The following is a 26533-nucleotide window of genomic DNA, read 5'->3' on the forward strand; positions in this document are numbered from 1 at the left end:
TGCATCGGCGGGGCGGCGGTCTCGCGCGGCTATCTGCTGCGGCCCGAGTTGACCGGACAGAAATTCCGCGCCAATCCATTCGGCCCGGGCCGTCTTTATCGTTCCGGCGACCTCGGCCGCTTCCAGCCGGACGGCGCGATCGAGTTTCTCGGTCGTAGCGATTTTCAGGTGAAGATACGGGGTTACCGGATCGAACTCGGCGAGATCGAGGCCAGCATCGTCGAGCAGCCGGAGGTGCGCAGCGCGTATGTCGGCACGTGTGAGCGGCAAGGCGGCCCGGCGCTGGTGGCCTGGTATGTCGGGGCATCGCTGGAGCCGGCCGTGCTGCGGGAGCGTCTTGCGCAGCGTCTTGCGCATTACATGGTGCCGGCATTCCTGTTGCGGATCGAAGCGCTGCCCCTGACGCTGAACGGCAAGATCGACCGCACCAGATTGCCGGCGCCGCAAGCCGCTACGGCCGACTCCGCGAAGCGCGCTTTCGATGCCTTCGAACAGGCCGTGCAACGCATCTGGTCGGAGGTGCTGGGTGTGCCGCTCGAGAGCGTCGGCGAGCACAGCCATTTCTTCCAGTTGGGTGGCCACTCGTTACTCGCCACGCTCGTGTGCAATCGCGTCAGTGCGAGCTTGCACGCGCCGGTCAAACTGAAGACGCTGTTCGAGCATCCCCAGTTCGATGCGTTCTGCGCGCGGGCGCGGCAAGCTGTCGAACCAGGCGCCATGCTGCCTCCGCTCGTCGCGCAGCCAGGTGAACCCATGCCCGTGCCGGTGACGAGCCGGCTCGTGCGGATGATGCACACCCGCACGCTCAGCAAGCCGGACGATAACGCGTACAACATCGTGATGCGGGTGGACTTCGGCGGCGCGGTCAATCCGCTGCGCTTGCACCGGGCACTCGTCGCCGTGCTGACGCATAACCCGGTTTTCAACCTGAGTTTCGCCGAGCGCGACGGACAATTGTGGATGCTGCCCGCCACTGCCGCTGAATCGCCGGATTGGCAAATTCCGCTGGAAAGCTGTGCTGCCTCCGCGATCGATGCGCGTATCGATGCCATGCGCGCGCTGCGCCTGCCGCTCGACTGCGCGCCGCCGTGGCGCGCGCAATTGCTGATGTCCCCGCTGGAGAACCGCACCAGCCTGCTGCTCGCGATTCATCACGCGATCTTCGACGGCTGGTCGTTCAAGCTGCTGCTGGATGAACTGACGCAGCGCTACGAAGGCCAGCCGGTTTCAGCGCAACCGATCTCGTGGTTCGACTACGGCCATTGGGCGCCGCAACTCGCGGCCTCGCCGCGCTTTGCCGCCGCGCGTGATTACTGGACGCGCAAACTCGACGCGGTTGCTTTGCGCACCGAGCTGCCGTTCGACGCGCTGCAACGCGAGCCCAACGCGAACCGCGCATTGAAGCTGCATGTGCGGCCCGACCAGATGCGGCGCCTGAAGCAGATTGCCGAGGCGCACGAGATGACCTTGCCGCCCGTGGTGTTCGCGTTGTACCTCGTCTGGCTGTGGCGCGTGAGCGGCCAGCAGCATCTGGCGTGCGCTTATCCGTATGCGGGCCGTGACGTGGCGGGCAGCGAGCACATCTACGGGATGTTCGTTTCGATGGCGGTGCTGGTGCAGCGCATCGACACGCGGCAGGGTTTCGCCGAACTGGCGCGAGCCGTGCAGCGTCAGATGCTCGACGACCGCGATCATCTGCTCGCCACGCCTTACGACACCGATAACGCGCAGCTCGGCGCGTTGAACACGATTTTCAGTTTGCAGAACGGTATCGAACTGAATGGCCGCATCGGCGAGACGACTTATCACGCCGAGGAATTCGCTGCGCTGACGTCGAAGGTGGATCTGTCGGCGGTCTTCTATCCGCGGCCGGACGGCGGCCTGGACGGGCGCTTCGAATACGACAGCTCGGTGCTGCATGCGGCTTCGGTCGAGCAGATGGCCGAGGTGTTCCTGACGCTGTGCGACGCCGTGGGTCAGCAGCCGGACGCGCTGGTCGGCGAGCTCAAGTATCTGAGCGACGGGCAACACGCACAGTGTTTGAGCTTCGCTTGCGGCGAACCGCTGCCCGACGCGCCCCAGTCGATTCCTGCGCGCTTCGCCGAGGTGGTCGCGGCGAACGCCGCGCGCGTTGCGGTGCGCTGTGGCGCGGAGCAGCTGAGCTATCGCGAGCTCGACGCGCTCGGCGATGCCATCGCCAACGGCCTGACTGCCTGCGTGCCGGACGGCGCGCGCATCGGTTTGAGCATGCAGAAGAGCGTCTTGCTGGTGGCGACCGTGCTGGGCGTACTCAAGGCGGGGTGCGCATATGTGCCGCTCGATCCCGCTTATCCCGCCGAGCGCTTGCGCTATTTCGTCGAGAACTGCGCGGTCGATACCGTGCTCGCCGATGAATCGAGCCGCCGCGCGCTGCAAGACGCCGGTCTCGGCCAATTGCGCATGCTCGACCCCGCGCAACTGGCAGCGCCTCCAGGCCGGCCGCGTGCCGTCGGCCCGGAGGCGCTCGCCTATGTGATCCACACGTCGGGCTCGACCGGTAAGCCGAAGGGCGTGCTGGTCGAACACCATAGCGTGGTCCGGATGGTGTCCGGTGCAAGCCGCGCGCTCGACTATGCGCCCGGCAGCATCAGCACGCTGGCGGCGTCCACCAACTTCGACGCCAGCGTGCTCGATCTGTTTCTCGCCCTGCTGCACGGCGGCACGCTGATCGTGCTGCCGGAAGAGGCGCGCCGCCATCCGCGGTTGCTGCACAGATTGCTGAAGGCGGAGCGTGTCACGCATGCATCGCTTGCACCGGTGGTCGTGCAGAACCTGCCGCGCGAGCCGCTGCCCGACTTGCGGTTGCTCGGCTTCGGCGGCGATACGCTCGACGAGCCGAGCGCCGCCTGGTGGAGCGAACACACGCGCCTCTTCAGCCTGTACGGTCCCACCGAAATCACGGTGATGGCCTCGTGCGGGCAAGTGCTGCCGGGCGGCCCGAGCCGCATCATCGGCAAGCCGCTGCCGGGTTACCGGCTCTATTTGCTCAATGCGCAGCGGCAATTGACGCCGCCGGGGACAGTCGGCGAAATCTATATCGGCGGCGAAAATCTGGCGCGGGGCTACCTCAATCAGTCGGCCATGACGATGGAGCGTTTCGTGGTCGATCCGTTTCGCGACGCGCCGTACGCGCTGATGTATCGCACCGGCGACCTCGGCCGCTTTCTCGCTGACGGCACGATCGAATATTTCGGCCGCAACGACGCGCAGATCAAGCTGCGCGGTTTTCGCATCGAACTCGGCGAAATCGAGAATTGCATCGCGGCCGCGCCGGGTGTCGCGCAGGCTGCTTGCGCGGTGTGGGGCGAAGGCGAGGCGCGCTATCTGGCCGCGTATTACGTTGCCGCGCCGGGTGACGCAGGCGCGGCGCTCGATGAGGACACGCTGCGCCGTCATGTGGCCGAGGCCTTGCCCGACTACATGGTGCCGGCGTGTTTCATCCGGCTGGACGTGCTGCCGGCATCGCCGAACGGCAAACACGATCGCAAGGCGTTGCCCGCGCCATCACGCGTAAGCGGTACGCCGCCGCGCGCGGGCGTCGAACAACGTATCGCTGAAATCTGGCAGACGCTGCTGCGTGTCACCAGTATCGGCCGCGACGACAGTTTCTTCCGGCTCGGCGGCAACTCGATTCTGGCGGTGCGGATGCAGGGGCAATTGCGCGATGCGCTCGGTATCGAGTTCCCGATGGCTGCGTTTTACCGCTCGCCGACCATCGCCACGCTCGCGAATGGTGGTCATGAGGACATGATCGAACGCGCGATTGCCGACGCGTCGCAGCCGTTCGTTGTCGAGCATGGAGCGCCCGTTGTTTCCGGCGGCGCCGAAGCAACGCCGATTCGCACGATGCTGCTGACCGGCGCCAGCGGCTTCCTCGGCATTTACCTGCTGCATGCGTTATGCGGGCGGCTCGACAAGGTGATCTGCCTGCAACGCTGTCCGAGCCCCGCGGCAGGGCGCGCCGTGTTGCAGGACAAGGCGCGCGAGGCGGGTCTGGCGATCGACTTCAGCCGCGTCGAAGTGATCCCCGCCGATCTTGCCGCGCCGCAGCTTGGACTCGACACGCCACGCTGGGAGCGTCTCGCTGCTGAGGTCGACGCGATCCTGCATTGCGGTGCGTTCGTGCATCACCTGCATAGCTATGAGGAAATGAAGGCGGCGAATGTCGGCGGTACCGAGGCTTTGCTGCGGCTCGCGCTGACGCAGCGGCGCAAGCCGTTCTGCTTCGTCTCGACACTGTCGGTCGGGGAGATGCTGGCGGGTGCCCGGCACATCGACGAGCAGGTCAATGACGCTCGTCCACTGCTGGACAACGGCTATCTGCTGACGAAGTGGGTCGGTGAACAGCGCGTTGCGCAGTGCGCGCGCCGCTTTGGTTTGCCGGCGGTGATCGTGCGGCCGGGCAATATCACCGGCGATAGCCGTACCGGCTTCAGCAACTTCGCGCACAACCATTTCTGGCTGTTCAACAAGGGTTGCTTGCAACTGGGCGCTTATCCGAAAACGGCGCAGGAAGTGGAGATGACGCCCGTCGATCTGCTTGCGAGCGCGGTGACGGCGGTGGCGCTGTATCCGCGTACCGGCGTAAGGGTGGCGAACCTGAACAACCCGGTCGCGCTCACCCAGCGGCAGTGGTTTGATGCGCTCGCCGTCTGCGGTTTGCACGCTGAGCCGCAGGCGGCGGCCGACTGGCAACGGCGACTGGCGGATCTTGATGCGTCCAACGGTCTGGCGCTGATTCGCGACTTTTATACCGGTGACCTGTCCGCCGTGCCGCTGCCGGTCGAGCAGTTCGACACGTTGACGGAACTGGCGTGGCACGGTGTGGATCTGACGGTCGACTACGGCGCGCTGATCAGGCTCTACGTGGGTTATTTGCGCGATGCGGGTTTTCTTCAGCCGTTGCCGGAGACGGCCGTGTCCTGAAGCCCCCGTGAAGAGCGGGGCAAGCGACGGGCGGGGCATCGCCCGTTAAGCTTGCACACCGAACTCCCGCGCGCTTTGTAATAGGCTGAAATATGGGCGGTTTTCTCTTCGGCGAAAACACGCCTACACTTCGATGGCCTCTTTCGAGAGGCATCGGTGGAAGTCTTTCATTTAGCCCGCTTCGTGCGGGCTTTCTTTTTTGCGCGACCCGTTGCGCGACGCTTTGCGCAATCCAGCCAGCCATCCACGCAGCCAGCGGCGAAAACGAAAAAGGCGAACCCGCTGATGAGTTCGCCTTTGTTTGCGTGCGTCGTTTAGCGCCCGCCGTCATGCGGGCATTGCCGGACGCGCCAATGCGCGCCACACCCGAGCTTACTTCAACGCGGCTCGTGCGGCCTTGACCGCCGCGAGCACCTGCTCCGGCGCGGTGCCGCCCGGATGGTTGCGGCTTGCCACCGAACCTTCGAGCGTCAGATACGAGAACACGTCTTCGCCGATCAGGTGCGCGACGTTCGGCAGTTCCTTACGCATTTCCTCGAGCGTCAGGTCCGCCAGGTCGCAGCCGCGATCCGCGCACACGCGAACCGCGAGCGCCACCGCTTCGTGCGCGTCGCGAAACGGCAGGCCGCGCTTGACCAGGTAGTCGGCGAGATCGGTTGCCGTGGAGAAGCCTTGCAACGCGGCGTCGCGCATGGCTTGCGGCTTCACCGAAATACCGGCGACCATTTCAGCGAAGATGCGCAGCGTGTCCGCGACCGTATCGACGGTGTCGAACAGCGGCTCCTTGTCTTCCTGATTGTCTTTGTTGTACGCGAGCGGCTGGCCTTTCATCAACGTCAGCAGCGCGATCAGATGGCCGTTCACGCGGCCCGTCTTGCCGCGCGCGAGTTCGGGCACGTCCGGGTTCTTCTTCTGCGGCATGATCGACGAGCCGGTGCAGAACCGGTCGGCCAGATCGATGAAGCCGACGCGCGGGCTCATCCACAGCACGAGTTCTTCGGAGAAGCGCGACACGTGCGTCATGATCAATGCGGACGCGGCCGTGAATTCGATCGCGAAGTCACGATCGGACACCGCGTCCAACGAGTTTGCGCAGATGCCGTCGAAACCGAGCGTCTTCGCCACCGCATGACGGTCGATCGGATAGCTCGTGCCGGCGAGCGCCGCGGCGCCCAGCGGCAGGCGGTTCACACGCTTGCGGCAATCCACCATGCGTTCGGCGTCGCGCGAGAACATCTCGACGTAAGCCATCAGGTGATGACCGAACGTGACCGGCTGGGCGACTTGCAGGTGCGTGAAGCCCGGCATGATGGTCGACGCGTTCTTCTCCGCCATGTCGAGCAGAGCCGTGCGCAATTCCGTCAGCAAGCCGCCGATGCGGTCGATTTCGCCGCGCAGCCACAGGCGGATATCCGTCGCCACCTGGTCGTTACGCGAGCGGCCCGTGTGCAGGCGCTTGCCGGCGTCGCCGATCAGCGCGGTGAGGCGTGCTTCGATATTCAGGTGGACGTCTTCCAGATCGAGTTGCCACTCGAACTCGCCGCGCTCGATTTCACCCTTGATCTGCGCCATGCCGCGCTGGATCGCGGCGAGGTCGTCGGCGGCGATGATCTTCTGCGCGGCCAGCATCGAGGCGTGCGCGAGCGACCCTTCGATATCGACGAGCGCCAGACGCTTGTCGAAGAAAACCGACGACGTGTAGCGTTTGACGAGCTCCGACATCGGCTCCGAGAAGCGAGCCGACCAGGCTTCGCCTTTTTTGTGCAGTTGGGACGTCATGGTGTTGGGCAGTTGAGCGAGCGGTGAGGAGACTGACGGCGTTTGCGTAGGGTGCGGGCGCCATCGAAACGGGCGAAAGAGGGAGATTTTAACACTGGCGGCCCGCGGCAAAGATGCGGTCTGCCGAGGCGTGGTGGTTGGCGAAAGCGCTGCGGCGCTTTGAGGGCGCGGTGACGAGGCGGTGTCGCGTTGTGCGAGGTCCGTGCCGGGTGCACTCCTGCAAGCAGCTACTCGCGCACCAGCACCACCAGCTTCAGATCTTCGCGATGCGCAGGTTTGAACGTGATCTGGTCGTAGACAATGCGCCCGTCGCGCGGATGGTTGAATTCGCGCCGGCCCCCTTCACGCCCGCCGACGTCCTGCGACGCCCAGAAGCGCGCGAATTCGTCGCTGGCGGCGCTCAGTGAGTCGATCAAGGCGCGTGTTGGCGCATCGTTCAGGTGACGGATCGAGTCCGCGCGAAATTCCGCGGCAAGGCGCCGGGCGCGCGTTTCCCAGTCGAAAATCAACTCGCGCGCGGCCGGCTGGGTGAAGGTGTAGCGCAGCAGATTGCGGTCGTGCGTCTCATCCAGCCAGCCGACGAACAGGTCGGCGGCGCGCGCGTTCCAGGCCAGCGCATTCCACTGCCGGTCGAGCACGTAAGCCGGTGCGTTCACGAGCCGCACGGTTTCAAGCAGCGTGGCGGGCGCGTCGGCGGCGGCTGGATCGGGCTCGGCCGGGTCGCGCTGCGCGGCCAGTTCGAACAGATACGCCCGCTCGGCGCGCGACAGTTGCAATGCAACGGCAATCCGCGCCAGCGCGTCCGCGGAGGCGGAGACCGGCCGGCCTTGTTCGATCCACGTGTACCAGGTCGGGCTCACGCCGCATAACTGCGCGACTTCCTCGCGCCGCAAGCCGGGTGTCCGGCGGCGCGGGCCGGGCGGCAGGCCGAGCGCTTGCGGCGAGAGCCGTTCGCGATGCGCACGGATGAAGTCGCCCAGCGCCCGGGCGGGCGTGGCGTCGAGCGGCGGCGGGTTGTCGGCGGGAGACGGAGTGGTCATTCGGGTCGGGCAGCGGTTGGGAGGCTCTCGGGGTAGTGCTATCGATACCAGAATAATTGCTTAACTTGTACTGGTACACGGCGGCCTCTATTGTAACGGCTGGAACGGCGCAGTGCCCGTCCAGCCCAGTCCGGGCCCAATCCCACATCGAGTTCAGCGCATGGGTGGCGCGCATGCGCACGCCAGCGCCGCGCGTGGTGGCGATCCGCTCGCTGTGGAGTACAGCGCCGGATGAGGTGCGCCAGTATTTCGACGTGCAGGAAGACGGCTCGTTCAAGCTCGACCCGTTGATGGTCGAGGCGCAGTAAGCCTGTGCGCAAACGATGCGGGCGCCGATGCGTTGAGCGCCCGATGCGGCATAACGACTTATGTGGTGATCCCCGGAAAGATACTGCGCCTGTGCATGCTACGCTGCGGATTGCTAAGCAATCTGGAGGGGCGAAGATGCAGCGGCTGATCTTTTTTGTGGCGGCTACGCTTGCGCTGGCCGGTATCACGTCGGCGCAGGGCAGTCGGGTCGATAGCGACTATCTCTACAAAGACTATAACGGCTATCCATACAACAACACCTTGTCGCGCTCGCTGTCGTCCGATCCGGTTCCTGATTCAAACAACTCAGCCGGCGCGCCGTTTACCATCACCACGCCGGGCTCCAATGTGAACATGTCACGGCAGGCGCGGCGTGATCTCGACTCGCGCATCCAGTTCGAAAACGCCGAGCGGGACAAGCGGGTCCAGGCATGGCGCGAGCCGCCGCTCCAGTTCAACATTCCCACGCCACAAATGCCGAAGCCGAACACGGCTCACTGAGCCGCGCTCGGCTTCGTCGGTATAGCGGCCGGATCGGCCGCTATTTATCTCGCGGCGAATTAACCCGTATTGCGCAAACCCGCCGCAATCCCGTTGATGCTCAAATGAATCCCGCGCCGCACGCGCGCATTGGTGTCGCCTGCACGGTGACGCTTGAGCAACTCCACCTGCAAGTGATTCAACGGGTCGAGATACGGGAAGCGGTTCTTGATCGAACGCGCGAGCAGCGGATTTTCCGCGAGCCGCTCGCTCTTGCCGGTGATCTCCGACAACACCTTCGACGTGCGCTCCCATTCCGCGACGATCCGCTCGAACACATGCTTGCGCAGCTTCTTGTCCGACACGAGCTGGGCGTAGCGCGAGGCGACCGCGAGGTCGGTCTTCGCCAGCACCATGTCCATGTTGGAAAGCAGATTCGAGAAGAACGGCCAGGTCTTGTGCATCTTCTTGAGCAGGGCAAGACGGCGAGCGCGCTCGGCATCGCTCGGCGCGCTATCCAGATGCGCGGCCACCGCGCTGCCGAAACCGTACCAGCCGGTCAGCAGCAAACGGCATTGACCCCACGAGAAACCCCACGGAATCGCGCGCAGATCTTCGATCTTGCGTTGCTGCGGGTCTTGCAGTTTGCGCGAAGCCGGACGGCTGCCGATGTTCAGCTCGGCGATCTCCGAGATCGGCGTCGACTCGAAAAAATACTCCTTGAAGCCCGGCGTTTCGTAGACCAGCGCACGATACGAGGCCATCGCCGCGTCGGACAATTGCTGCATCGTCTCTTCGAAGACGGGCAGTTGCTCGGGCGCATTGCCATGCGGCAGCAACGAGGCTTCGAGCGTGGCGGCCACCACGGTTTCCAGATTGCGCCGGCCGATCTCCGGATTGCCGAACTTGCTGGCAATCACTTCGCCTTGCTCGGTCAAACGGATCTGACCGTCGACGGTGCCCGGCGGCTGCGACAGAATGGCCTGATAAGTCGGACCACCGCCACGGCCCACCGTGCCTCCGCGTCCATGGAACAGGCGCAGGGTCACGCCGCGCTCATTGAAGAGCGACACCAGCGCAAGTTCGGCGCGATACAGCTCCCAGTTCGAGGTCAGGAAGCCGCCGTCCTTGTTGCTGTCCGAATAGCCGAGCATCACTTCCTGCTCGTTGCCCTGATGTTCGATCAGCGCGCCGACGCCCGGCAGCGCGATCAGATCGCGCATGATGTGCGGCGCGTTGCGCAAGTCGGGGATCGTCTCGAACAGCGGAATCACCATCAAGCCCGCTCGCGCCGGATCGTTGGCGTCGCCGAGACGGCCGTGCAGCAGACCGGTTTCCTTCTGCAGCAACATCACTTCGACCAGATCGCTGACGGTCTCCGTGTGCGAAATGATGTAGTTGCGCACCGCGCGCGCGCCGAACTTCTCGCGCGTGACGCGGGCCTCTTCGAGCACGCCGAGTTCGCTCTTCACGAGATCGGAGTACTCGGCGTACGGCAGACGCAACGCGCGCGGCTGCGATAGTTCGGCGAGCAGCACCTTGAGCTTGTCTTCTTCGGAGAGCGACGCGTAGTCCGCTTCGACGCCCGCGCGGTTCAGCAACTCGGCGATCACCGCTTCATGGATGTCCGAGCTCTGGCGCAAATCGATACTCGCCAGATGGAAGCCGAACACTTCGGCGGCGCGCGCGAGCGGTGACAGGCGCGGTGCCGCGAGCGGCGCGCCATGATGCTCGGCGAGCGAATCGATCAGCACGTGCAGGTCGCGCACGAATTCGTCGGCGTCGCCGTACGGCTTGGCGCGGATCGGCGCGGCGCCGCGGCCCGCGCTGCGCACCGGCACGCTGCCTTCGCCGAGACGCACGCGCGCACTTGCCGCGAGCCGCGTGTACATGCCGATCAAGGCGCGCCGGTACGGCTCGTCGGTACGGTGCGGCGACTGGTCGGGTGAAGCGGCCGCGAGTTCTTTCAACGCGTCGCTCGCGCCGGCCAGCAGGTTCGACACCGACAACTCGGCGCCCAGCTTGTGCACCTGCTCCATATAGTGTTCGAAGATCACCGCGGCCTGGCGGGTGATCGCGTGTTCGAGCGTTTCGGCCGTGACGTTCGGATTGCCGTCGCGGTCACCGCCGATCCAGCTGCCCATCTGGAAGAACGGCGGCAGGCGCGCGGCGAGGCCGTGCTCGGCCAGTGCTTCCTCGATGTCGGCGTAAAGCGCCGGAATTTCCTCGAGGAAGGTGGCGCGGTAATACGACAACGCGTTTTCGATTTCATCGGCCACCGTGAGCCGCGAGTCGCGCAGCATCCGGGTTTGCCACAGCGACGTGACACTGGCGCGCAGCATCGCTTCGTTATGCGCGCGCTCGCGGTTGGTCAATTGCTGATCGCGTTCGGCCAGCAGGCGCGCGACGTCGTGTTGGGCGTCGAGAATGCTCTTGCGCTGCACTTCGGTCGGGTGCGCGGTCAGGACCGGCACGATCAGCGCGTCGTTGAAGAACTGCTGCAGGACCGGCGTCGCGGCGGCGCCCGCCTCGACGAGCCGTTCGAGCGCATGCGCCATGGTGCCCGGTTGCGAGGTCGAACCGGCCAGCGCGTGAATCCGGTGACGGCGATTGCGGTGGCGGTCTTCAGCGATGTTCGCGAGGTGCGAGAAGTAGCTGAATGCGCGCACCACGCTGACCGTTTGCTCGGGGCTCAGCGAGCGCAGTTTCTTGTCGAGCGTTTGCGCGGCGGCACTGTCGTCCTCGCGGCGAAAGCGCACAGCGGTCTGGCGGATCGTTTCCACGACGTCGAACACCGCGTCGCCTTCCTGTTCGCGCAGCACGTCGCCGAGCAGGCGTCCCAGATAACGGATGTCCTGAAACAGCGGGTGGTCCTTGTCCTCACGGGTGCGGCCGCTGCTTTTCGACGCGGGCACGACCGTATCCGGCGAAACGGTTTGCAGCCTGGGTGCGTTCGCGGTTTGCGGCGCGGCGGCTTCGTTCGCGGCGACCTTGCTCTTCGGGGCTTTGGCTTTGGCCGGCTTCACCGCTTGAGCGGCGTTCGCGGCTTGCGCTGCCTTCGATGTCTTGACGGTCTTTACCGTCTTCATCGTGTTTTCCGTTTTGGTGGCCGCGGAGGTTTTGGCGGACTTCGCGGCTCTGGCGACGTGTGCGGCCTGGCTTGTTTGGGCCGCTTTACCGGCACGTTTGGCCGGTGTTGACCGGGCAGCCGTTGCGGCGGAGGCTGAAGCGGCGGGCGCCGCGGCGGCGTCGGCCGCTCGAGCGTTGGGCGATGCAGTGTTGCGGCGGGCAGGGCGCGCCGATCCGGAAGACGTCACGATGGGTTTCCTCAGGGAAGCCAGGGTCTGTTGAGTGATGAACTGCTACTGCGGAACTGCACTATGTGAGTTGCAACGTGAACTGCATGGAACAGCACAAAGCGGTACGCGCCGATGGCACCACGCCGGAGAGGATGGCCGCGCGCACGCTTGCACAAAGCGCACAAGGCGCTTGAGGCGTACGGTGTGCATTGCATGCGCCCAGGGCACACGAAGCACACGCAGTACGTTGCACCGCATTGCATCATCCCGCATGCCGTGCCCCGGTGCGCGAACGACCGTGCGTGAACAGGCTGGAATGGGCATGCGCGCGCGCCGCGCGAGGCTCGTCTCCTCCATCGATACCGCGTCAGCACGGCGCTGCGCTGTGCCTTGAGACACAGGGTCGCGTGCTAACATTGATTGTTATTACATCCCATCATTCGATCAGCAAGCCAATGAACACCGAGACGTTTTCTGCGCCACCTCACACGCTTGTGATTGCGTCGCGAGAAAGCCGCCTTGCCATGTGGCAGGCGGAGCATGTGCAATGTGCGCTGCACAAATTATATCCATCTTGTGACGTAAAAATCCTCGGAATGACGACCCGCGGCGATCAAATTCTCGATCGCACCTTGTCGAAGGTGGGCGGCAAGGGCCTCTTCGTCAAGGAGCTGGAAGCCGCGCTGGCCGATGGCCGCGCCGACCTGGCCGTGCACTCGCTCAAAGACGTGCCGATGGAATTGCCGGCGGGCTTTGCGCTGTCCACCATCATGGAGCGCGAGGATCCGCGCGACGCGCTGGTGTCCAATAACTACGACTCGCTGGCCGCGTTGCCGCCCGGCGCCGTGGTCGGCACCTCCAGCCTGCGCCGCGAGGCCATGCTGCGCATGCGTTACCCGCACCTCGTGGTGCGGCCGTTGCGCGGCAATCTGGACACCCGTCTGGCGAAACTGGACCGCGGCGACTACGCGGCGATCATTCTGGCGGCGGCCGGCTTGAAGCGTTTGGGTCTCGGCGAGCGCATCCGCGCGCTGCTCGATCCCGAAGACAGCTTGCCCGCGGCCGGTCAGGGCGCGCTCGGCATCGAGATTCGCGCCGATCGCGCGGAGCTCGCGGCATGGCTCGCGCCGCTGCATCACGAGCATACGGCGGCGGCCGTTGAAGCCGAGCGGATGGTCTCGCGCGCGCTCGGCGGCAGTTGCGAAGTGCCGCTCGCGGCGTATGCGCATTGGCACGACGGCGCCCTGCATCTGCGCGGCATCGTCGCCACGCCCGACGGGCAGCGTATCCTCAGCGCGCAGGCGTCCGCGCCGGCGCCCACCGTCGAACGGGCGGTCGCGCTCGGCCAGGAAGTGGCGAGCGCGCTCGAACAGCAAGGCGCGATGGACATCGTCCGCGCGTTGAGCACGGCCAGCGGTCCCGCGGCAGAGGCGGGGGCACAGGCGGCCGACGGCGCGCCGCACAGCGCGGCGCCTCGCGAGTGATGGCGGCCGATATCCCGGGCAACGCCTCCTCATCCGTCGGCAAGGCGGCATTCACGGTCGTGATTACGCGACCGGCCGGTCAGTCGAACGAATTGATTGCGCAACTCACGGCGGCAGGTGTCGCCGTGCTCGACTTTCCGTTGATCGACATCGCGCCGGTTGCTGACGACGCGCCGTTGCGCGCGGCGCTGGCTTCTCTGGAGCGCTATGCGCTGGTGGTGTTCGTCTCGCCCAATGCGGTCGATCACGCGTTTGCCCGCAGCAACGCGATCTGGCCGCACGCGCTGCCGATCGGCGTAGTCGGGCCGGGCAGTGTGCAGGCGCTGCTGCGCCATGGCGTCACGGCGCCGGCCTATAACGTGATCAGCCCGCCGTCCGTACCCGACGACGACACCGGGCGCTTCGATTCCGAAAGCCTGTTCGCGGCGCTCGATAGCGCGCTCGGCGCGAGCACGCTGGAAGGCAAACGCGTACTGATCGTGCGCGGCGACGGCGGCCGCGAATGGCTGGCCGACCGCTTGCGCGAAGCGGGCGCCGAAGTCGAAACGGTGGCGGCCTATCGGCGTCTCGTGCCGGAACCGTCGATCGGCGGCTGGGCGCGCGTGCACACGCTGCTCGCAGGTGAGCCGCATGCCTGGTTGCTGACCAGTTCGGAAGGCGTGCGCAATCTGCATGAACTCGCGCAAGAGCATCTGACCGCCGACGAGATCGCGCAACTGAAGCGCGCCGCCCTGGTCACGCCGCATCCCCGAATCGCGCAGACCGCGCGGGCATTGGGTTTTGATAGCATTACGGTGTCCGGCGCGGGCGATGATCGCATTGTCCGCGCCTTGTTAGCCGCCGTTCCGACCGTAGTTCAACCGGTACCGTCCAATCCGGCTCATTCACCGGCTAAATCACGCATGACTGAAACGAACGCATCCACGAACGCTTCACCCCAGCCGGCCGCGACCTCTGCGTTGCCGCCGAATCAACCCTTCACGCCCTACGAAGCGCAGCAAAAGCGCCGCAGCGCGAGCGGACCGCTGCTGTGGTTTGTCGTCGTGATCGTCGCGTGCGCGGCGGGGGTGGGCGGCTATGCGCTCAATCGCAAGGTGGAGCGCACCGAGCAGCAGCTCGTGCAACGCCAGCAAGCCAACGACGCGCAGACCAACGATCTGCGTGTCAAGACCGATCAGGCGCTGGCCACCGTGCATCAATCGGACTCGCAGGTCGCGCAACTCGAAGGCAAGCTCGCCGACGCGCAAAGCGCGCAGCAGGCGCTGCAACAGCAATACGCCGATCTCGCGCGCAATCGCGACGACTGGACGATGGCTGAAGTCGGCCAGATGCTGTCGGCCGCGAGCCAGCAATTGCAGCTCACCGGCAATACGCAACTCGCGCTATTCGCGCTGCAAAGCGCGGACACGCGGCTCGCCGCGTCGGATAGTCCGCAGGCCGTGGCCGTGCGCAAGGCGATCGCGCAAGACATCGACAAACTGAAGGCCGCGCCCTCCACGGATCTGACGGGTATGGCGATCAAGCTCGACAACGCGATCGACCAGGTCGACAATTTGCCGCTCTCCGGCGAGGCACCGATTGCCCACGCCACGCCGAAGGCCGCCACCTGGGCCGACACCGCGAAGGTGGCCGCGGCCACCGGCGAGCCGCGCTGGAAAGTCTGGTGGCGCGAAGTCACGACCGGCATCGGCCAGCAGTTGACGAGCCTCGTGCAGGTGCGCCGCATCGACAACGCCGACGCCATGCTGATCACGCCGGATCAAGGCTACTTCGTGCGTGAGAATCTGAAGCTGCGTTTGCTGTCGGCGCGGCTTGCGCTGCTGTCGCGCAATCAGACCACGCTGAAGTCCGACCTGCAGGCGGCGCAGGCTGCGCTCACGCGCTACTTCGACAGCACGTCGAAGAAGACCTTGACCGTGATCGATCTGGTCAAGCAGGTGGATGCGGGCTCGGCCGCGGTTGAACTGCCGAATCTGAACACCAGCCTGCAGGCCGTCAATCAATACCGGAGCCGAGGTTAATCATGGCAATCCGGGGACTTCTATGGCTCGCGTTGCTGTTCGCTATCGCGGTGGTGCTGGCGGTGGTCGGACGCTTCGACATGGGACAGGTACTGCTGATCTATCCGCCGTACCGCGTCGACATCTCGCTGAATCTGTTCGTGGTCGGGCTGGTGGTGCTGTTCATCCTGCTGTATGCGCTGTTGCGCATCGTGCGCAATATCTGGCGCATGCCGCAGCGCGTGGCGGCCTATCGCGCTCGCTCGCGGGTCGCGAAGGCGCACGCCGCGTTGCGTGACGCGATCGGCAATCTGTACGCGGGGCGTTTCTCGCGCGCTGAAAAAGCCGCGAAAGACTCGCTCACGAACGGCGCCAATAAGGGCGCGGCCGGTTTGATCGCGGCCACCGCGGCGCACCGCATGCACGAATATGCACGGCGCGACGAATGGCTTGCCCAGATCGACGAGGCCGACTGGCAGGACGCACGCCTGATGGCCACCGCCGACATGCGTGCCGATGGCCGTGACGCGGACGGCGCACTCACCGCGCTCACCGAAATGCAGTCGCAGGGCGCACGGCGCATTCACGCGCAGCAGATCATGCTGCGCGCGCAACAGCAATTGAAGAACTGGGGCGAAGTGCTCAAGCTCGTCAAGACGCTGGAAAAGCGCGAGGCGATTCATCCGGCGGTGGCGGTGCGCCTGCGTCAGCTGGCGGCGGAAAATCTGCTGCGTGACAGGCGTCATAACGCCGATGCGCTGCTGGAGTTGTGGAATTCGCTGTCGGCCACTGAGCGTCATTCGCCGCGTCTCGCCGATCTCGCCGCTGAATTGCTGGTGTCGCTGAATCGTCCGCACGAAGCCCGCAAGATCGTCGAGGAAGCGCTGGCGCAGAACTGGGACGCGCGTCTGCTGCGCCGTTATCCGGACACAACCGGGGGCGACGCGTTGCCGCTGATCCAGAAGGCCGAAGCGTGGCAGAAGGATCGTCCGGAAGACGCGGACTTGCTGTTCGCCTTGGGCCGCTTGTGTCTGCATCAGCAGTTGTGGGGCAAGGCGCAGTCGTTCCTCGAACGCGCGCTGAAACTGGCCGACAACGAGACGCTGAAGATTCGTTCGCATCGTGCGTTGGCGCGTTTGCATGAACAGCTCGGCGATGCGGATAAGGCGAGCCAGCATTATCGTGAGAGCGCGTTGGCGATGAATATCGTTTGATGCTTCGGCTGCCGCGGCGTGCGGTTTGAAACACGCCGTGGCGGTGCACGGGAATCGGAACGTGAAATGGAAAAAGCCCCCGGCGTCGGAAGATGCCGGGGGCTTTTCTTTGGAACGCGCGGCTTGTGGCGTGAGCCATGAACCGCGAGCCATGCATCGCGGTTCATGCGGCGTGAACTCGCCAAAAGCTGAACTGTGACGCGTCACTCAGGACATTTGACGGCGGCTCCTGCGCGAGCGCATCGACGAGTTCATCGGTCAGCCAAGCTACAGCGATTTAAAGCTACTTATTGACCATCTTCGCGGGCACGCTGATCGCCAGCAGTCCACCGAGGATCATGAACGCCGCCAGCATATACATGCCGGAGTCGTTCGCGGCAGTCGCCTGCTTGAGCCAGCCGACCGCGTACGGACTGAGAAAGCCCGCGAGATTGCCGATCGAATTGATCATCGCGATGCCGGCCGCCGCGCCCGTGCCGGCGAGGATCGCCGTAGGCAAGCTCCAGAACAGCGGCAGGGTGGTGAGGATGCCCATGGTCGCCAAGGTGAGCGAGGCCATCGCCAGCACGGTGTTGTGCGCCCACACGACCGAGAGCACCAGGCCGATCGCCCCCGCGAAGGCCGGCAACGCGATATGCCAGCGCCGCTCGCGCTTACGGTCCGCGCTGCGCGATACGAATACCATCGCGACCACCGCGGCGGCGAACGGAACCGCCGACAACAAGCCGATCATGAACGAGTCGGTGACGCCGGTCGCCTTGATGATGGTCGGCAGCCAGAAACTCACGCCGTACAGGCCCATCACGAACGAGAAGTACGTGAGGCTCAGCATCAGCACGCGGCCGCTCGTCAGCACCTGGCGGATCGGCATGTCGTGCTTGGTGGCTTCTTCAGCGGATACCTGGCGTTCGAGCAACTGCTTTTCTTCGTCGGTGAGCCATTTGGCCTTGGCGATCCGGTCGTCCAGCATCAGGAACACCATCACGCCGACGATCACCGACGGAATCCCTTCCAGCAGAAACAGCCACTGCCAGCCGTGCCAGCCGTTCACGCCGTTGAAGCTCTTCAGGATGTAGCCCGAGACCGGGCCGCCGATCACGCCGGACAACGCGATGGCCGTCATGAACCAGGTGGTCATGCGGCCGCGGCGGTGCGACGGATACCAGTACGTCAGATAGAGAATGATGCCGGGGAAGAAACCCGCTTCGGCGAGACCGAGCAGGAAGCGCATCACGTAGAACATGGTCGGCGTGGTGACGAACATGGTCAGCATCGAGATCACGCCCCACGAGACCATGATCCGTGCGATCCACACACGGGCGCCCACTTTGTGCAGGATCACGTTGCTCGGAATTTCGAAGATGAAATAGCCGACAAAGAAAATCCCCGCGCCGAAGCCGTAAACGGCGTCGCTCAAGCCGAGGTCGGTGGTCATTTGCAGCTTGGCGAAGCCGACGTTCACGCGATCCAGATAGGCGACCACGTAGCAGAGCATCAGGAGCGGCGCGAGCCGCCAGGTGACCTTGCGGTAGGTCGCCTCTTCGAAAGTGGAAGGGGGCGCCCCCGCGCCGGGATGGTGAAGCGGATTTGCAGGACTAGCCATGGTGTCTCCTCTTTTCTTGTGGAAATGAAGTACCGCCGTCGAGCGATTCTAGCCGTGCCGGCGGGTTGGCCGGCATGGCGTTTACACGCAGCGCCCGCCGTCCACTTCAAGACACACGCCGGTGATGAACTCCGCCTCGTCCGAGGCGAGATACAGCGCCGCGTTGGCGATATCCTGCGGCGTCGAGAAACGCCCGAGCGGAATGCCCGCAAGGAAGCGTTGACGATTTTCCGGCGTATCTTCCACGCCCATGAATTCCGACAGCAGCGCCGTCTCGCCGATCACCGGGTTCACGCAATTCACGCGGATCCGGTCAGGACCCAGTTCGACGGCGAGCGACTTGCTCGCAATGATCACCGCGCCCTTGCTGCCGTTGTACCAGACGAGGCCCGGCCGCGGCCGCACGCCGGCCGTCGAGGCGATATTGATGAACGTGCCGCCGCCTTGCTCGCGGAAATACGGGACGAACGCCTGCACGCTCCAATAGATGCTTTTGACGTTCACCGCGTAGACGCGGTCGAATTCGGCCTCTGTGACGTCGAGCACCGGTTTGTTGCGATGCGTGGTGCCGGCATTGTTGACGACGATCTGCACGCTGCCGAAGTCTTCGAGCGCGGCTTCGCGCAGCGTCTGCCAGTCCTCGCGTTGCGCGACGTTGCCGGTCACCGCGATCGCCTTGCCGCCGGCGAGGGCGATTTCGCTCGCCACCCGTTCGGCCGCCGCACCGTTCAGATCGTTGACCACCACGTTCGCGCCTTCGCGCGCGTAGGTCTTGGCGATGCCTTCGCCGAAACCCGAGCCGCCACCCGTGACGATGGCCGTTTTACCTGTCAACCGCATAAATGTCTCCGCTGTTTGTTGTGGATGGTGATGCGCTTGCTACCGCTTGCTACCGCTTGTTGCCGCTTGCTGCCGTTCGCTTTCGTTGCGCTTCTGTGTGCTGCGAAACGCGAGTGCCCGGCTAGCCGTGACGAATCGCGATGGTTTTCAATGCCGTGAAGCCGTACAGCGCTTCGAAACCCTTTTCGCGCCCGTGGCCTGAATGCTTCACGCCGCCGAACGGCAATTCCACGCCGCCGCCCGCGCCATAGTTGTTGATGAACACCTGGCCGGAGCGCAGGCGCCGCGCGAGGCGCATCTGCCGGGCGCCGTCGCGCGTCCAGATGCCGGCGACGAGGCCGTACTGCGTGCCGTTGGCGAGCGCGAGCGCCTCGTCTTCGTCGGTGAACGGCATGGCGGCGAGGACCGGGCCGAACACTTCGTCGCGCGCGAGGCGGTGGCTCGCCGGCACGTCGCGCAATAGCGTGGGCGCCTGATAGAAGCCGCTTTCGGGCGCTTCAGGGATCACTTCGCCGTGCGCCGCCAGCGGGATGCCGTCGTGCTGCGCGTCGGACAGGAAGTCCCACACGCGCTGTTGCTGCTTTGCGCTGATCAGCGGACCGCAGTCGAGATCGGCATGCGACGGTCCGACCCGCAGCGCGTGGAACGCGCTGCTCAGCCGGTCGAGCAGCGGCTCGTAAATGGCCCGCTCGATCAGCACGCGGCTGCCCGCCGAGCAGGTTTGCCCGGCGTTCTGCACGATCGCCGACACCAGCACGGGCAAGGCTGCGTCGAGATCGGCGTCGGCGAATACGATTTGCGGCGATTTGCCGCCCAGTTCGAGTGTGACCGGCACATGGTTTTCAGCGGCCATCTGCGTGACGAGCTTGCCGGTTTCGGGCGAGCCGGTGAACGAGATGTGATCGATGCCGGGATGGCGCGCAAGGGCCGCGCCCGCTTCGTGCCCAAAACCGGTAACGATATTCAGCGCGCCCGCCGGCAAACCCGCCTCGGCCGCCAGTTCGGCGACCCGCAAGACGGAGAGGCACGCATCTTCCGCCGGTTTGACGACGCACGCATTGCCGGTGGCGAGCGCCGCGCCGACGCTGCGGCCGAAGATCTGCATCGGGTAGTTCCACGGCACGATATGGCCGGTCACGCCGTGTGGCTCGCGGATCGTCAATACCGTGTAGCCGGCCTGATAGGGCAGCGTCTCGCCGTGCAGTTTGTCCGCGGCGCCGGCATAGAACTCGAAATAGCGTGCCAAAGCCGCCGAATCGGCGCGTGCCTGCTTGAGCGGCTTGCCGGTGTCGCGGGCTTCCAGTTGCGCGAGTTCTTCCTGACGGGCGGCGACCAGCATCGACAGGCGGTACAGCACGCGCCCGCGTTCGGCGGCGCTGGCCGCGCCCCATGTGCCTTCGAACGCGCGGCGGGCGGCGTGGACTGCGGCGTCGATATCCGCCGCGGTGCCGCGGGCCAGCTGGGTGAACGGCTGGCCGTCCGAGGGATCGAGTACGGCGATCGTCTCGCCGCCTGAGGCAGCGGACCATTCGCCGCCGATGAAATGCCGGGCTTCTTCCATGCATGCTCCTTGAGGTGTCACGCAGCCGATGTCGAGACCGGGTTCATGCCGGGCTTCAGCTACGCGGTGTTCACAAACGAGAGGCACAATCGAGAGACGCCAGTCGATTATCGCGCCGATCCAGCCAGAGGCGCCATCGGCCGATTGGCTATAATGACGCATTCCGCACTGTCTGGCCGCAGCGCCTCGTTCGGGCGAGTCTTGCGATTCGCACCTCGAGTGCGTGCGCCGCACGCCGTGTTTTTCGAATTCCATCTGATCAGAGAGCGCTCATGAGCTTCAATCACGTCCCCGCAGGCAAAGATCTTCCGCAGGATTTCAACGTCATCATCGAAATTCCGGCGCAAAGCGATCCGGTGAAGTACGAAGCTGACAAGGAAACGGGCCTGCTCCACGTCGACCGTTTCATCAGCACGGGCATGCGCTATCCGGCGAATTACGGCTACATTCCGCAAACGCTGTCGGGCGACGGCGACCCGGTCGACGTGCTGGTCATCACGCCGTTCCCGCTGCTGGCCGGCTCGGTGGTTCGCGCGCGCGCGCTCGGCATGCTGCAAATGACCGACGAATCGGGCGTGGACGCGAAGCTCGTCGCCGTCGCGCACGACAAGGTCTGCCCGATGACCGCCGATCTCAAGTCGATCGACGACGTGCCTGCATACCTGAAAGACCAGATCAAGCACTTCTTCGAGCAATACAAGGCGCTGGAGAAGGGCAAGTGGGTGAAGGTCGACGGTTGGGCGGGCATTGAAGCCGCTCACAAGGAAATCACCGAAGGCGCGGCGAACTACAAGAAGTAAGCTGCCTTACCCCGGTTGACGAAAAGCCGCGCGAGCCTGCAAGGGCCGCGCGGTTTTTTCATGGGCGGTGTTTTCAGCGGTGTTTTTCAACGTTCTCACGCTGCGCCTGATACGGGGTGCCGGCCGCGCGCCCATCTGGCGGACCGCTCCAACGCATAGCCACAGCGCATCGACGGGATGAACCGACGGCATTTTTATATATCAGCGTTTACCCTTATCATTCGGCGGCCGCAGCAGGTTTCCTGCCGTCGGCGTATTACTGTGCTGACGCAGCGCCAACGCGCGTTTTTGGGAGCCACCGCCGGATGCTGAATCGCAAGTCCACTTCATCGCCGCCGCGTTGGTCGAGCCGCCTGGTCGCGGGCCTATATGCGCTCGTCACCGCGATCTACCGCGGACGGCCGGTATGGATGGTGTCGTTTTCGACGAGCGAGGCGAATCTGTCGGAAGGACTGAGAGCGGCTTGTGCGTCGACCGCGATGCTGGTGCTTGGCAATCTGCTGCACGATCCGATCTTCGCGTGGGCCGCGATCGGCGCTTTCTGGACCTGTCTCGCAGACGCCGCCGGTTCGAATCGCGCGCGCTTCGCGTCGATGATGGGCTTCGCGCTTCTGTCGACCGTGTGCGGTGGCCTGACCGCCTTCGCATCAGGCGAAGGGGCGGTGTTCGCGGCGCTCGCCATTCTGGTCTTCACCACGCTCGGCGCGTTCGGCAGGATCTGGGGCGCCGCGACCTCGCAGGTGACGATACTCGCCGCGACCGCCTGCGTCGTGATGGTCGACCGGCCGATGCACGATCTTCGCGGTGGTATGGCGTTCCTCGGCATTTACCTCGCCGGATGCCTGTTCGCCGTGCTGCTGAGTCTGACCGTCTGGCGCATTCATCCGTTCGCCACCAGCCGCGCTGCGCTGCGTGCGGTGTATGTGCGTCTGGCCGACATCGCCTTCGACAGCGCCCGCCTGCTCGAGCAGCGCGCGGCCCCCGGGCAGTGGGCCACGCATGCCGCGAAATTTCGCGCCGATGCGCGCGCTGCGCTGGAGCGCTCGCGCAAGGTGCTGGCGAACGTGCCGGGCTCGAGAACGGCCGGCCGCGAAACCTACGACAATCTGCTCGCGCTGCTGAGCGAAAGTGAAGCGCTCTTTGCGTATCTGATCGCGGTCACCGGCGCGTGTGAAAAAGCCCCGGAAGACAACCGTCGCGTAAAACGCACGGCGCGGCTGCTGACCGCAATGGGTGAGACGTTGCGGAGAATCGGCGCGGCTGCCAACGAAACGCAGTGGAACCGTCTCGCCGACCTGCAGCTTCGTTTGCGAAGCCTCGCGCGGCGACTCGAATCCGCGTTGATGGAACCGGTGATGCTCAAGAGCGGCTTCGAACTGGTCGATTTCACGCCGGCCTATGGCCAACCGTTGGGATGGTCGGCTGGCGCAGCCAGCCTGTTGACGCGGACATGGTCGACCCTCAAGGCAAATCTCTCGGTCCAGTCGGTCGGGTTGCGCCACGCGGCCCGCGTGGGTGTCACGACGACGGCGGGCTTTCTGGTGATACGGGCGCTCGGACTTCCGTTCGGCTACTGGGCGACCATGGCGACACTGCTGATCCTGCAACCGTCCATTGCCGCGACCTGGCCACGGAGCATCGAGCGCGCGGCCGGGAGCATCGTCGGGGGCGTGCTGGCGGCCGCGATCGGCTATGCGATTCATTCGCCGCTCGGCATTTCATTGGCGGTTTTTCCGCTGGTGGTGGCCACGATGGCGCTGCGTCCGGTCAGCTACAGCCTGTTCGTTTTGTTCCTGACACCGACTTTCGTGCTCGTGGCTGACTTCGCGACGCCGGGCGCCAACCAGTTTGCCTACGCGCTCACGCGGCTCGGCAACAACGTACTCGGCTGCGTACTGGCGCTGCTGGCGACGTTCTATCTGTGGCCGACGCGTGAAAAGGTCGACTATCGCGCGTATCTGAGCGAGGCGGTGCGGGCCAATCTCGCGTATCTGAGCGGGGCGTTGGCGTCCCCGCGTCGAAGCGAGAGGGACATGGAACGCTTGCGCCGAGCCGCTGGTTTAGGCAGCAATAATGCCGAGGAGGCAATCGGGCGCATTCGACTCGAAAAGCTCGAGGACTCGATGGTCGACACGGTGACACTGACGGTGCTGAGCGTGCTGCGAAAAATGGCCGGAACGGCGACGCAGCTGCGTCTGAGTACGAACCGGCGCGACTTGCACGACGAGCTCGGCACGTGGGTTGCTGCGGCGAGCGCCGACATCGAGGCAGCTTTGGAGCGGAACTTGCGGCCGATACGGCGCGATCTGCCTGCGCGAGACAGGCTGACCTCGCTGGAGGCGGATGCGGTAGGGGAAATCGCGCTGATGCATCGGCTGCTGACCGAGCGGATGCGGGAGGCGCGGGGGTAGCGGAAACGGACGCCTTGAAGACAGCAAAACGCCGTCAGGACGCGCCGCTTTCTTCTTGCGTTTCGTCGACGGTGATTGGGTCGGGCTCGGGCTCGGGCTCGGCCTCAGGCTCCGGCTCCGGCTCCGGCTCCGGCAAAGGCATCACCGACTCAAGCGTCCGCAGCCCTCCCGCCAGCGCCCACTTCTCAGATGGCGACAAACGCTTCACCCAATACTCGGCGCGCGAAGCGCTGGACCGGTCCGCCAACTCGAACGACACCAGCACCCGCACCGGCTTGCGCGAACGCGTATAACGCGCGCCCAGGCCGCTCAGGTGTTTGTCGAAGCGCGCCTGCACGTCAGTGGCAATGCCGGTATAGACGCTGCCGTCCGAGCATTCGAGCAGATACAGAAACCACGCCATGGGTACGCTTCTAGCCTTTGAACGGATTGTGTTCGCGCAGCTCGTCCACATACGCGTGGATGCTGTTCTTTTCGTTGTCGAGGAAGTGGCCGACCGCATCGGCGAAGGCCGGATGCGCGAGCCAATGCGCCGAGCGCGTCACCGTCGGCAGAAAACCGCGCGCCATCTTGTGCTCGCCCTGGGCGCCGCCTTCGAACGCGCCGAGCTTTTCTTCGATGCAGAATTCGAGCGGCTGGTAGTACGCGGTTTCGAAGTGCAGGCAGGGCACATGTTCCAACGCGCCCCAATAGCGACCGTACAGCGTCCCGCCGGTTTTCCCATCGCGCTGATAGACCACGAGCGAGCTGGCAATCGGCTTGCCCTCGTACTCGGCGATCACCAGCAGCAGATTCTCCGGCATCGAGGCGCCGATCATGCGGAAGAAATCGAGGTTCAGATACGGGCTCGAAAAATGTTCGCGGTAGGTTTGCCGATAACATTTGCTGAAGAACCGCCAGTCGGCGTCCTGGATATCTTCGCCGCGAATTCTCCGCATCGTCACGCCGGCTTCCTGCACCTTGCGGCGCTCGGCGCGGATGTTCTTGCGCTTCTTCTGTTCGAGCGTGGAGAGGAAATCGTCGAAGTCGCGATAGCCGTCGTTCAGCCAGTGAAACTGCACGCCTTCGCGCAGCATCATGCCCATGTCGCTCAGCGCGGCGGCTTCCGTTTCAGTCGGAAACAGCACGTGCAGCGACGACACGTCGGCCTGCTCGGCGAACGCCATCAGCGTTGCCGCCAGATGTCTGAGCGCATGCGTATCCGCCGACAACAGCCGGTTGCCTTGTACCGGTGTGAACGGCACCGCGCACAGCAGCTTCGGGTAATACGGCAGACCGTTGCGTTTGTACGCATCGGCCCACGCCCAATCGAACACATATTCGCCGTACGAGTGCCCCTTCAGATACACGGGCGCGGCCGCGGCGAGCTTGTCCGTGCGCGGGTCGGTGAGCGTGACGAATTGCGGCGCCCAGCCGGTATCGGCGACCGCGCACCGGGCCGCATGCAGCGCGCTCAGAAACTCGTGCCGCAGAAACGGCGTGGGTTGCGACTGCTGCGCGAGGAGGGCATTCCATTCGGCGGCGTCCACCTCGGAGGGCGACGCCAGAATGCCCGTGCGATAATCAAAGCGTTCCTGGTTCAATCTGTGTGACTGTTCCCAATGAGCGACGCCAGGCGTTTTTAGCGATGCGTCGTTCGTTTATCCGATTTGTCCGTTGCCGTCGAGCCAACCAGCCACGGTACTCGCAAGTCATCCGGCTTGCCTGTCGATCCTGCCATGAAGACCCGAATCGCTCTTGCTCAAATCAATGTCACCGTCGGCGACTTCGCCGGCAACGTCGCGAAAATTGTCGCTGCCGCGCGCGCGGCGCACAACGATGGTGCGAAGCTGCTGATCGCGCCTGAACTCGCGCTCTCCGGCTATCCGCCCGAAGATCTGCTGCTGCGTCCCGCGTTTTATACCGCGAGTGCGGCAGCGCTGAGCGACCTCGCCACGCAACTCAAGCCGTTCGCCGGCTTGCATGTGATCGTTGGCCATCCGCTGCGTGATGTTGCCGATGCGGTGGCCGATGCCGTGGCCGATGCGGTAACACATACGGCGACTCATGCGGCAACACACGCGGCGGCGCACATCGCGGCGCACGGCCATGGTAATGCAAACGCGCCGATCGAGCGCGGCGTCCCGCCGGTCGATACCTTCAACGCGGCCTCGCTGATCGTGGACGGGGAAGTGGTCGGCACCTATCGCAAGCAGGATTTGCCCAATACAGAAGTCTTCGACGAGAAGCGCTACTTCGCTTCCGACCCGAAGCCGTTCGTGTTCGAACTGGATGGGGTGAAGTACGGCGTGGTGATTTGCGAGGACGCGTGGCATGCGTCGGCGGCGCAAATGGCGAAGGCGGCCGGCGCGCAAGTGCTGCTGATCCCCAACGGCTCGCCGTATCACCTGAACAAGGAAGCGGTGCGCTTCGACATTCTGCGCGCGCGGATTCGCGAAACCGGTTTGCCGATGGTGTATGTGAACATGGTCGGCGCGCAGGACGAACTGGTGTTCGACGGCGGCTCGTTCGTGCTCGACGGTGAAGGCCAACTCGTCGCGAAGATGGCGCAGTTCGAGGAGGGCCATGCGATCGTCGAGTTCGATAGCGGCCATCCGCTGCCCGCTGCGATCGCGCCGGAGCTCTCTCTGGAGGCGCAGGTGTACGCCGCACTCGTAATGGGCGTGCGCGACTACATCAACCAGTACGGTTTCCCGGGCGCGCTGATCGGGCTGTCGGGGGGCGTGGATTCCGCGCTGGTGCTGGCCG

General features: G+C 64.8%; 16 protein-coding genes and 1 pseudogene. 9 read left to right on the forward strand and 8 right to left on the reverse strand.

Annotated features, from left to right (window positions below):
• The coding region (locus tag QOC89_RS27585; protein ID WP_323047931.1) for a non-ribosomal peptide synthetase at positions 1 to 4965 on the forward strand (4965 nt) is incomplete at its 5' end.
• A 372-nt stretch (positions 4966 to 5337) separates the two neighbouring features.
• Here the strand turns inward: QOC89_RS27585 and argH are convergent.
• Both argH and QOC89_RS27595 read right to left on the reverse strand, forming a co-directional pair.
• Complete coding sequence (gene argH / locus QOC89_RS27590; protein ID WP_323047932.1) at positions 5338 to 6744, reverse strand: argininosuccinate lyase; 1407 nt, start codon at positions 6742 to 6744, stop codon at positions 5338 to 5340.
• A gap of 227 nt (positions 6745 to 6971) precedes the next feature.
• Entirely contained in the window at positions 6972 to 7784 is an 813-nt protein-coding gene (locus QOC89_RS27595; RefSeq protein ID WP_323047933.1) for a helix-turn-helix transcriptional regulator, read from the reverse strand.
• Positions 7785 to 7930: 146 nt separating this feature from the next.
• Here QOC89_RS27595 and QOC89_RS27600 point away from each other — a divergent pair.
• Together QOC89_RS27600 and QOC89_RS27605 are read left to right on the forward strand one after the other, a co-directional pair.
• Positions 7931 to 8092: pseudogene (locus QOC89_RS27600) on the forward strand (SAM-dependent methyltransferase); the annotation flags it as partial.
• A gap of 136 nt (positions 8093 to 8228) precedes the next feature.
• Entirely contained in the window at positions 8229 to 8594 is a 366-nt protein-coding gene (locus tag QOC89_RS27605) for a hypothetical protein (protein WP_323047934.1), read from the forward strand.
• Positions 8595 to 8653: 59 nt separating this feature from the next.
• On the opposite strand, the gene ppc is transcribed toward QOC89_RS27605, so the two are convergent.
• Entirely contained in the window at positions 8654 to 11890 is a 3237-nt protein-coding gene (ppc, locus tag QOC89_RS27610; RefSeq protein WP_323047935.1) for a phosphoenolpyruvate carboxylase, read from the reverse strand.
• A gap of 437 nt (positions 11891 to 12327) precedes the next feature.
• Here ppc and hemC point away from each other — a divergent pair, with 437 nt between their 5' ends.
• From hemC to QOC89_RS27625, 3 genes are read left to right on the forward strand one after another with little or no spacing between them, the layout of a single operon-like run.
• Entirely contained in the window at positions 12328 to 13356 is a 1029-nt protein-coding gene (hemC, locus tag QOC89_RS27615) for a hydroxymethylbilane synthase (RefSeq protein ID WP_323047936.1), read from the forward strand.
• A complete protein-coding gene (gene hemDX, locus QOC89_RS27620; protein ID WP_323047937.1) occupies positions 13356 to 15377 on the forward strand; it encodes a fused uroporphyrinogen-III synthase HemD/membrane protein HemX in 2022 nt (673 codons plus the stop codon). Before hemC ends, hemDX begins: the two co-directional genes overlap by 1 nt.
• Before the next feature lie 2 nt (positions 15378 to 15379).
• Positions 15380 to 16570 (forward strand): heme biosynthesis protein HemY, encoded by a 1191-nt coding sequence (locus QOC89_RS27625; RefSeq protein ID WP_323047938.1) that lies wholly within the window; start codon positions 15380 to 15382, stop codon positions 16568 to 16570.
• A gap of 283 nt (positions 16571 to 16853) precedes the next feature.
• Here QOC89_RS27625 and QOC89_RS27630 read toward each other — a convergent pair whose 3' ends face one another.
• From QOC89_RS27630 to QOC89_RS27640, 3 genes are all read right to left on the reverse strand, one after another.
• Positions 16854 to 18173 carry an MFS transporter gene (locus QOC89_RS27630; RefSeq protein WP_179736861.1) on the reverse strand — a complete coding sequence of 440 codons (1320 nt, stop codon included), beginning with the start codon at positions 18171 to 18173 and terminating at the stop codon, positions 16854 to 16856.
• Between the two features lie 81 nt (positions 18174 to 18254).
• Positions 18255 to 19013 carry an SDR family oxidoreductase gene (locus tag QOC89_RS27635; protein ID WP_323047939.1) on the reverse strand — a complete coding sequence of 253 codons (759 nt, stop codon included), beginning with the start codon at positions 19011 to 19013 and terminating at the stop codon, positions 18255 to 18257.
• Positions 19014 to 19134: 121 nt separating this feature from the next.
• The gene (locus QOC89_RS27640; protein WP_323047940.1) at positions 19135 to 20574 is read right to left on the reverse strand and encodes an aldehyde dehydrogenase family protein; all 1440 of its coding nucleotides are present in this window, start codon (positions 20572 to 20574) and stop codon (positions 19135 to 19137) included.
• A gap of 272 nt (positions 20575 to 20846) precedes the next feature.
• Here QOC89_RS27640 and ppa point away from each other — a divergent pair, with 272 nt between their 5' ends.
• Together ppa and QOC89_RS27650 are read left to right on the forward strand one after the other, a co-directional pair.
• Positions 20847 to 21374 carry an inorganic diphosphatase gene (gene ppa, locus QOC89_RS27645; RefSeq protein WP_179736867.1) on the forward strand — a complete coding sequence of 176 codons (528 nt, stop codon included), beginning with the start codon at positions 20847 to 20849 and terminating at the stop codon, positions 21372 to 21374.
• Between the two features lie 305 nt (positions 21375 to 21679).
• Positions 21680 to 23785 carry an FUSC family protein gene (locus tag QOC89_RS27650; protein WP_323047941.1) on the forward strand — a complete coding sequence of 702 codons (2106 nt, stop codon included), beginning with the start codon at positions 21680 to 21682 and terminating at the stop codon, positions 23783 to 23785.
• Between the two features lie 34 nt (positions 23786 to 23819).
• On the opposite strand, the gene QOC89_RS27655 is transcribed toward QOC89_RS27650, so the two are convergent.
• Positions 23820 to 24188, reverse strand: a complete 369-nt coding sequence (locus QOC89_RS27655) for a GIY-YIG nuclease family protein (protein WP_323047942.1) — start codon at positions 24186 to 24188, stop codon at positions 23820 to 23822.
• A gap of 10 nt (positions 24189 to 24198) precedes the next feature.
• Positions 24199 to 25368: a GNAT family N-acetyltransferase gene (locus tag QOC89_RS27660; RefSeq protein WP_323047943.1), complete on the reverse strand. Its 1170-nt coding sequence runs from the start codon at positions 25366 to 25368 to the stop codon at positions 24199 to 24201.
• Between the two features lie 135 nt (positions 25369 to 25503).
• On the opposite strand from QOC89_RS27660, the gene QOC89_RS27665 reads away from it, so the two are divergent.
• On the forward strand, positions 25504 to 26533 hold a 1030-nt coding region (locus tag QOC89_RS27665), incomplete at its 3' end, for a nitrilase-related carbon-nitrogen hydrolase (protein WP_323047944.1).

This window comes from Paraburkholderia sp., assembly GCF_034668105.1.
Lineage (GTDB): Bacteria > Pseudomonadota > Gammaproteobacteria > Burkholderiales > Burkholderiaceae > Paraburkholderia.

Excerpts from the sequence above, each read along its gene's own strand:
- QOC89_RS27640 (WP_323047940.1), bottom strand. The coding sequence starts at position 20,574 with ATGGAAGAAGCCCGGCATTTCATCGGCGGCGAATGGTCCGCTGCCTCA.
- QOC89_RS27595 (WP_323047933.1), bottom strand. The coding sequence starts at position 7,784 with ATGACCACTCCGTCTCCCGCCGACAACCCGCCGCCGCTCGACGCCACG.
- hemDX (WP_323047937.1), top strand. The coding sequence starts at position 13,356 with ATGGCGGCCGATATCCCGGGCAACGCCTCCTCATCCGTCGGCAAGGCG.
- ppa (WP_179736867.1), top strand. The coding sequence starts at position 20,847 with ATGAGCTTCAATCACGTCCCCGCAGGCAAAGATCTTCCGCAGGATTTC.
- QOC89_RS27605 (WP_323047934.1), top strand. The coding sequence starts at position 8,229 with ATGCAGCGGCTGATCTTTTTTGTGGCGGCTACGCTTGCGCTGGCCGGT.
- QOC89_RS27625 (WP_323047938.1), top strand. The coding sequence starts at position 15,380 with ATGGCAATCCGGGGACTTCTATGGCTCGCGTTGCTGTTCGCTATCGCG.
- QOC89_RS27630 (WP_179736861.1), bottom strand. The coding sequence starts at position 18,173 with ATGGCTAGTCCTGCAAATCCGCTTCACCATCCCGGCGCGGGGGCGCCC.
- hemC (WP_323047936.1), top strand. The coding sequence starts at position 12,328 with ATGAACACCGAGACGTTTTCTGCGCCACCTCACACGCTTGTGATTGCG.
- QOC89_RS27655 (WP_323047942.1), bottom strand. The coding sequence starts at position 24,188 with ATGGCGTGGTTTCTGTATCTGCTCGAATGCTCGGACGGCAGCGTCTAT.
- QOC89_RS27635 (WP_323047939.1), bottom strand. The coding sequence starts at position 19,013 with ATGCGGTTGACAGGTAAAACGGCCATCGTCACGGGTGGCGGCTCGGGT.
- QOC89_RS27650 (WP_323047941.1), top strand. The coding sequence starts at position 21,680 with ATGCTGAATCGCAAGTCCACTTCATCGCCGCCGCGTTGGTCGAGCCGC.
- argH (WP_323047932.1), bottom strand. The coding sequence starts at position 6,744 with ATGACGTCCCAACTGCACAAAAAAGGCGAAGCCTGGTCGGCTCGCTTC.